We start from the raw sequence: 6,596 nt of genomic DNA, 5'->3' as shown, positions 1-6,596 counted from the left end.
CGTCGTCCTCGCGGCCCACGCCGTCGGCACCGCCGTCGTCGCCGGCACCGCGCTGACGGCCCTCGTCTACACCGGCGGCGTCCGGTCGCCCCTCCGACTGCTCCTCGTCGGCGGCGGCCTCACGCTCATCGCGGGGACGGTCCTCACGCAGTTCGTCTACAGCATCCACGTCGCGTCGTCGCTGCGACCGGTGCCGACGCCCGACGCGGAGACGCTCGCGGCCCTCCCGACGCGTCGCGTCGCGGTGGCGGCCCTGCTCTGTGTCTCGCTGGTCGCCGGCGCGGGCGCGGTCAGGGTGACCGAGACGCGGCCGATGGACACCGCGCCCGAACCGCTCCCGGACGACCCGACGGCGGCGTACGCGGTCGCTCTGGAGAACACCGACCGGTCCGACCACGTCTACGTGGCCACCTCGACGTCTCCGGGGAGGACCGCGCGACGGCCCGGCGCGTCGCCGTCGACCGGTCGAACCGCCGCTACCTCGACCGGACGGTCATCGCCGCGCCCGACCTCACCACGCGAACGACGCTGTACGGGAGTTCCGGCGTCGTCGCCTACGACTCCCGAAGTGTGACGGCCGGCGGCGCGAACGCCTCGCACCCGACCGCCGGGTTCGGAACCGTCGCGGCCGCCCCCGGCTACTGGACGGTCCGGCACGGCACCGCCCTCGGCGCGAGCGCAGGCGGGCGGTTCTCGCTCCCGACGCCGCGGACGGGCCAGTGGCGCGTCGCGAACCGCGCCGACGGCCGACTGACGCTCGTCGCGACGGGCGAGGCGGCGTACGAGGCGACGTTCGGTCACTCGCCGCCGGCGAGCGTCTCCGTCGAGAGCGCTCGCGTCCGGATGGTCGTCGACCACCGACCGCGGCGTCGTCACCGGCCGGCGACGCGACGGTCCGGACGCGGCGCACGGCGGCGGCCACCGGAACCGAGAACGCGACGAACGCGACGAACGCGGCGAACGCGACGAACGCGACGACCGAGACGCGCCGGTCCGTGACGACGTTCCGGTACGACGCGCGCGTCGACACGTCCGTCGGCCGCCCCGCGCGCCTCCGGTCGCCGACGCTCTCTGAGTGGGCGTGGCGACTGTTCACGTACTGACGCCGAGGACAGCGCTTTTCACCTCTCCGGCCGACGTGACGGATATGTCACGCGGCGTCACCGACCCGGAGACCGAGGCGCGGCAGGTTCGCCCCCGCGAGGAGAACGACGAACTCGGCAAGTGGCTCTCGGACCTGTTCGACGGCACCGCCGAGGCGACAGTGCTGGGACTGCCGGCTCTCGTCGTCGCCACGTTCTCCGGCGACTTCGTCGCCTCCTCGGCGGCGCTCGGTGGGGCCGTGGCCCTCTCGTGGGGCGTCGCCGCCTACCGCAACGGCCGCCTCTCCGTCGGTCCGGAGTGGCCGCCGTTCTCGGTCCTCTACGCCGGCGTGCGCGCCGTCTGGTACAACCTCGTCCTCGCCGTCGCCGTCTTCGGGTCCGTCGCGTCCGGCCTGTTCTCGGCGTCGCCCGCGGGACTCGCGGCGGCCACCGTCGCCGGCATCGCCGTCGGCGCAGCAGGCGTCCTCGCGTTGCCGTTCGTCGCCGCCGGCATCGAGTCCGGCCGTCGGCTCTGAGTCGGCGTGCGATTCCGCTCGGCCCCGACGCCGTCCGTGAAGCGAATCTTTTTGCGCGGCCCGCACACCTCCTCGGTATGGTCTCGGACATCTTCGACTCCGACCGCTGGGAATCGGTCGACGGCGCGGCGGAGTTCGACGACATCACCTACCACCGCGCGGTGGACGTGCCCGCGGTGCGCATCGCGTTCGACCGCCCCGAGAAGCGCAACGCGTTCCGACCGGGGACGGTGGACGAACTGTACGCCGCCCTCGACCACGCCCGCAAGCGGGCGGACGTCGGGTGCGTCCTCCTGACGGGCAACGGCCCCTCCGAGAAGGACGGCGGGTGGGCGTTCTGCGCCGGCGGCGACCAGTCCGTCCGCGGCGGGTCGGGCTACGAGTACCGCGACGACGACGAGGCCGACGAGGGGGACGACCCCCTCGTCCGCGAGGCGAAGGCGGGCCGCCTGCACGTCCTCGAAGTCCAGCGTCTCATCCGTTTCATGCCGAAACCCGTCGTCGCCGTCGTCCCCGGGTGGGCCGTCGGCGGCGGCCACTCCCTGCACGTCTCTGCGACCTGACGCTGGCCTCCGAGGAACACGCGAAGTTCCTCCAGACGGACCCCGACGTGGCCTCCTTCGACGCCGGGTTCGGATCGGCCTACCTCGCCAAACAGGTCGGCCAGAAGAAGGCCCGCGAGATATTCTTCCGCGGGAAGACCTACTCCGCCGAGGAAGCCGTCGAGATGGGGATGGCGAACGAGGCGATTCCGCACGACGAGTTGGAGGGCGTGGCGTTGGAGTGGGCCGAGGAGATGACGGACAAGTCGCCGATGGCGATGCGGATGCTGAAGTACGCGTTCAACATGACGGACGACGGACTCGTCGGCCAGCAGGTGTTCGCCGGCGAGGCGACGCGTCTCGGCTACATGACCGACGAGGCCCAAGAGGGCCGCGACGCGTTCCTCGAGAAGCGCGACCCGGACTTCTCCGAGTACCCCTGGCACTACTGAGCGGTCACTCCGACAGAATCGTCGGTCGCCGCGCGGCCGCTTCGACCGGCGTGCCGCGTTCGATTCGGGGGAGGCGGACCGTCGCCGTCGTCCCGGACCCGTCCGACTCCGCCTCGATGGCGAACGACCCGCCGTAGCGGGTGACGACCCAGTTGACCAGCCACAGTCCGAGTCCGGAACCGTGTTCCAAGGGCGTCTCGGTCCCCGCGGCGACGACGTCCGACTCCATCCCGTCGATGCCGGGGCCGTCGTCCGCGACGACGAGACGGACCCACTCGCCGTCCGCCTCCGCCTCGACGGCGACGCTCGGCTCCGCCGACGGGTCGTGTTTGACGGCGTTCTCGACGAGTTCCTCGACCGCTCGCTCCAGTTCCGCGCCGGCGCAGATACCCGTCTCCGGGTCCGTCCGGACCGACAGCCGAATCGTCGCCGCCGGCCACCGTTCGCGCGTCGCGTCGACGACGCCCGCGAGCAACGCCTCGGGGTCGAGTCGCTCGGGCGTCCGCTCCCGGCGGGCGTACCGCTCCAGTTCGCGCGCTCGCTCGCTCGTCGTCAGGAGGTCCTCGGCGACGCGTTCGATGCGACGCTCGGCGTCGACGTCTCCCCCGTCCCCCGCGTTCAACTGGTCCGTCCAGCCGAGGAACGCGTTCACGTCGTTCCGGAGGTTGTGACGGAGGACCCTGTTCAGCACGCGAATCAACTGCTCGGTCCGCGTCCGCTCGGTCACGTCCTGCTGGAACCCCACGTAGTGCGTGACGGCGCCCGTCTCGTCGTCCACCGGTGCGAGGTGGACCCGGTTCCAGAACGGCGTGCCGTCCCGACGGTAGTTGACGAGTTCGGCGACGACCGGTTCCTCGGCGTCGATGGCCGCTCGGAATCGCCGCGTGGTCGCCGGGTCCGTCCGCTCGCCCTGCAGCATCCGGCAGTTCCGGCCGAGCAGTTCCTCGGTGTCGTAGCCGGTGACGCGCTCGAACCCGTCGTTGACGTAGACGAGCGGTTCGTTCGGCTCCCGCACGTCGCAGATGCAGATGCCGACCTGCGCCTCGTCCATCGCCCTGTTCTTGATGCGGAGTTCGCGCTGTCGCTCCTTCCGCGCCGTCACGTCCCGCCCGACGCCCTGGACGCCGACGACGTCGCCGTCCCGCGTGACCGGCGTCGCGTTCACCTCGAGGACGACCACCGAGCCGGTTCGGTCGAGGAAGTCCAGTTCGAGGTTCTCGACGGCTCGGTTCTCCAGTACCTCGGCGTAGGCCGAACCCGCGCGCTCGGCAGCGGCGTCGGTCATGAAGTCGACGAACGGTTCCCCGGTCAGCGCCGCCGGCGAGTGGCCGAGGACGCGTTCGACCGCCGAGGAGACGTAGGTGAACTCGGCGTCGAGTCCGACGCGAAAGAGGATGTCGAAGCTCGTCTCCGCGATGGCCTCGAACCGCCGCTTCTCCCGTTCGAGGCGCGCGTTCCGCTCGGCCAACTGCCGCTCGTACGCTCGCCGCTCGCGTTCGCCGCTGACGAGTCGCCCGAGCAGTTCGAGGAACATCTCCTCGGCTTCGGTGAAGGGCTCGTCGCGTACGTCCGTGTCGGCGAAGCAGATGGTCCCCTCCGTCTCGCCGTCGACGACCACCTTGGTCCCGATGTACGTCCCGAGTCCGAACGTGTCGACGGCGCGCTGGTCGATAGCCGACGCCGAGGCGTTGTCCACCGCCAGCGGGCTGTCGAGTTCGACCGTGAGACGGCAGTACGCGTCGTCGAGCGGACAGGTCTCGCCGGGCTGCAACAGGTCGTGGTCCCCCGTCGCCTGAACTATCTCCTGGACGCCCTCGTCGATGCGGGTGAGGAAGCCGAACGGCAGGTCGAGATACTCCGTTCCGATGCGGAGCGCGCGTCCGACTTTCTCCGCTACGTCCCGGTCCGGGTCGGCGAAGACGTTGTAGAGCCGATTCCGCGGGGAGGACGAGGCCATACGGACCCGTCGGTCTGACAGAACGTAAAACTGCACTCTCGTCGCGACCCGTCCGGGTCCGCGTACTCGCCGGGGCGGCCTCACAACGAGCGTTGCGGATGGTCCGAGCGGTCGGGAGAGTCGCGACTGGCGAACTCGCGTCCCGCAAAAGTCGAGCCCTCACAGGGGAGCCCCGTGACGACCCAACTGGCGAACCACGAGTGAACGTAGGAAGTCCACGGAAAAGTAGCTTTTGGAGAATTTATCGCGGTGAAGTCACCTCCCGTCCCCGCGGAATGGGCCGATGCGGACTCGGTCCGTCGTCACCCGTCGGGAAACCGAAGTTTGACTCTCCCCCCGTCCCGAACGTGAGACAATGAGCACGCAGGACATCTCGCGGACGAAGGCGTGGGTGATGGCGGCGCGGCCGCAGACGCTGCCGGCCGCCGCCGCGCCCATCTTCGTCGGCGTCGGGTTGGCCGTCCACGACGGCGTGTTCGCCGCGCTCCCGGCACTCGCGGCGTTCGTCGGCGCGGCACTCATCCAGGTCGGCACGAACTTCGCCAACGACTACTACGACGCCGTGCAGGGCGCGGACACCGAGGACCGCGAGGGCTTCACTCGCGTCACCGCGGGCGGCCTCATCGAACCCGCCGAGGTCAAGCGCGCGATGTACCTCACGTTCGCCGCCGCCGTCCTCGTCGGCACGTACCTCGTCTACGTCGGCGGCGTCCCCATCGTCGTCGTCGGTCTCCTCTCCGTCGCGTCGGGTATCGCCTACACCGGCGGTCCCTACCCCCTCGGCTACCACGGACTCGGCGACCTGTTCGTCTTCCTGTTCTTCGGCGTCGTCGCCGTCACCGGCACCTACTACGTGCAGGCGGCCGCCGCCCTCGCCGCCCCCCTCTCGCTCGGCGTGCCCCCGAACACGCTCCCGTTCGACGCGTTCGTCGCCTCGTTGGCCGTCGCCGCCCTCTCGACGAACATCCTCGTCGTCAACAACGTGCGCGACAAGGAGGAGGACGCGACGACCGGAAAGCGGACGCTCGCCGTCCGCTTCGGCTACGCGTTCTCCCGCGGCGAGTTCGCCGCCATGCTCGCACTCGCCTACCTCGTCCCCCTCTGGTTCGTCACCCGGGAGTCGTTCGGAATCGCCGTCCTCCTCCCCCTCGTCACCCTGCCGTACGCGCTCTCGGTGATGCTGACGGTGTTCGCCGAGACGTCCGGCGGCGCGCTGAACCCCGCGCTCGAACGGGTCGGGAAACTGCTGGCGATGTTCGCCGCCCTGTTCGGCTTCGGCCTCTCGTTCGGCGGCCTCCCGCTGTGATGCGTCTCGACCCGTTCTCGCTGTCGCTGTCGGACCCACTCGGCACCGCGAACGGCCCCATCGAGGCGCGCGAGGGCTTTCTCGTGCGACTGGCCGACGAGGGGGCGTCGCAGAGTGCGGGCCTCGGCGAGGCGACGCCGCTCCCGGGGTGGACGGAGTCGCTCTCTGACTGTCGGACGGCGCTCGACGCGGGCGACCCGGACGCGACGACGCCCGCCGCGAGACACGGCGTCGTCGCTCGCCCGCGCCGACGCCGACGCGCGGGCGGCCGGCGTCTCCCTCGGAGCGCAGTTGGCCGCGGGCGACGCCGCCGACGCGTCCCGGTGAACGCCACCGTCGGCGACGGGACGGCCGCCGAGACGGCCGAGTCGGTGCGGGAGGCGGTCGAGTCGGGCTACGACGCGGTGAAGGTGAAAGTCGGCGCGCGGGACGCGGCCGTCGACGCGGCGCGCCTGCGGGCGGCCCGCGACGCCGCCCCGGACGCGGAACTGCGCGCGGACGCCAACGGCGCGTGGGACCGCGAGACGGCGGCGGCGATGCTCGCGCGGCGGCCGAACTCGGCGTCCGGTACGTCGAACAACCCCTCCCGGCCGACGACCTGTCGGGACACGCCGAACTCCGCGGCCGGGGCGTCGGCGTCGCCGTGGACGAGACGCTGGCCGCCCACTCGGTGGGGGCGGTCCTCGACGCGGACGCGGCGGACGTGCTGGTCCTCAAACCG

4 protein-coding genes and 3 pseudogenes are annotated in these 6,596 nt (G+C 71.4%); 6 read left to right on the top strand and 1 reads right to left on the bottom strand.

All coding sequences use genetic code 11. The features are described from left to right. From GJ632_RS22415 to GJ632_RS18120, 4 genes and pseudogenes are all read left to right on the top strand, one after another. Positions 1 to 574 (top strand): annotated as a pseudogene (locus GJ632_RS22415) (hypothetical protein); the annotation flags it as partial. Next, a complete protein-coding gene (locus tag GJ632_RS18130) occupies positions 571 to 999 on the top strand; it encodes a hypothetical protein (RefSeq protein ID WP_191453678.1) in 429 nt (142 codons plus the stop codon). The pseudogene GJ632_RS22415 and the gene GJ632_RS18130, both read left to right, overlap by 4 nt. 148 nt (positions 1,000 to 1,147) lie before the next feature. Continuing rightward, positions 1,148 to 1,618, top strand: a complete 471-nt coding sequence (locus GJ632_RS18125; RefSeq protein ID WP_191453677.1) for a hypothetical protein — start codon at positions 1,148 to 1,150, stop codon at positions 1,616 to 1,618. 77 nt (positions 1,619 to 1,695) lie between these two features. Then, a pseudogene (locus tag GJ632_RS18120) lies at positions 1,696 to 2,612 on the top strand (1,4-dihydroxy-2-naphthoyl-CoA synthase). Between the two features lie 4 nt (positions 2,613 to 2,616). Here the strand turns inward: GJ632_RS18120 and GJ632_RS18115 are convergent. Further along, positions 2,617 to 4,569: a PAS domain S-box protein gene (locus GJ632_RS18115; protein ID WP_191453676.1), complete on the bottom strand. Its 1,953-nt coding sequence runs from the start codon at positions 4,567 to 4,569 to the stop codon at positions 2,617 to 2,619. A 355-nt stretch (positions 4,570 to 4,924) separates the two neighbouring features. Between GJ632_RS18115 and GJ632_RS18110 the strand changes: the two genes are divergently transcribed. Together GJ632_RS18110 and GJ632_RS18105 are read left to right on the top strand one after the other, a co-directional pair. Beyond that, complete coding sequence (locus GJ632_RS18110) at positions 4,925 to 5,875, top strand: 1,4-dihydroxy-2-naphthoate polyprenyltransferase (RefSeq protein WP_191453675.1); 951 nt, start codon at positions 4,925 to 4,927, stop codon at positions 5,873 to 5,875. Beyond that, a pseudogene (locus tag GJ632_RS18105) lies at positions 5,875 to 6,596 on the top strand (enolase C-terminal domain-like protein); the annotation flags it as partial. The gene GJ632_RS18110 and the pseudogene GJ632_RS18105, both read left to right, overlap by 1 nt.

The sequence above is a fragment of the Halogeometricum sp. CBA1124 genome (genome assembly GCF_009741955.1).
In the GTDB taxonomy this organism is placed as follows: domain Archaea; phylum Halobacteriota; class Halobacteria; order Halobacteriales; family Haloferacaceae; genus Halogeometricum; species Halogeometricum rufum.
The sequence above is the reverse complement of the archived record's forward strand: the minus strand, read 5'-3'. Positions and strand labels throughout refer to the sequence as shown.

What these genes read in the sequence shown, in the direction of transcription:
- GJ632_RS18125 (WP_191453677.1), top strand. Translation starts at nt 1,148, where the DNA reads ATGTCACGCGGCGTCACCGACCCGGAGACCGAGGCGCGGCAGGTTCGC.
- GJ632_RS18115 (WP_191453676.1), bottom strand. Translation starts at nt 4,569, where the DNA reads ATGGCCTCGTCCTCCCCGCGGAATCGGCTCTACAACGTCTTCGCCGAC.
- GJ632_RS18110 (WP_191453675.1), top strand. Translation starts at nt 4,925, where the DNA reads ATGAGCACGCAGGACATCTCGCGGACGAAGGCGTGGGTGATGGCGGCG.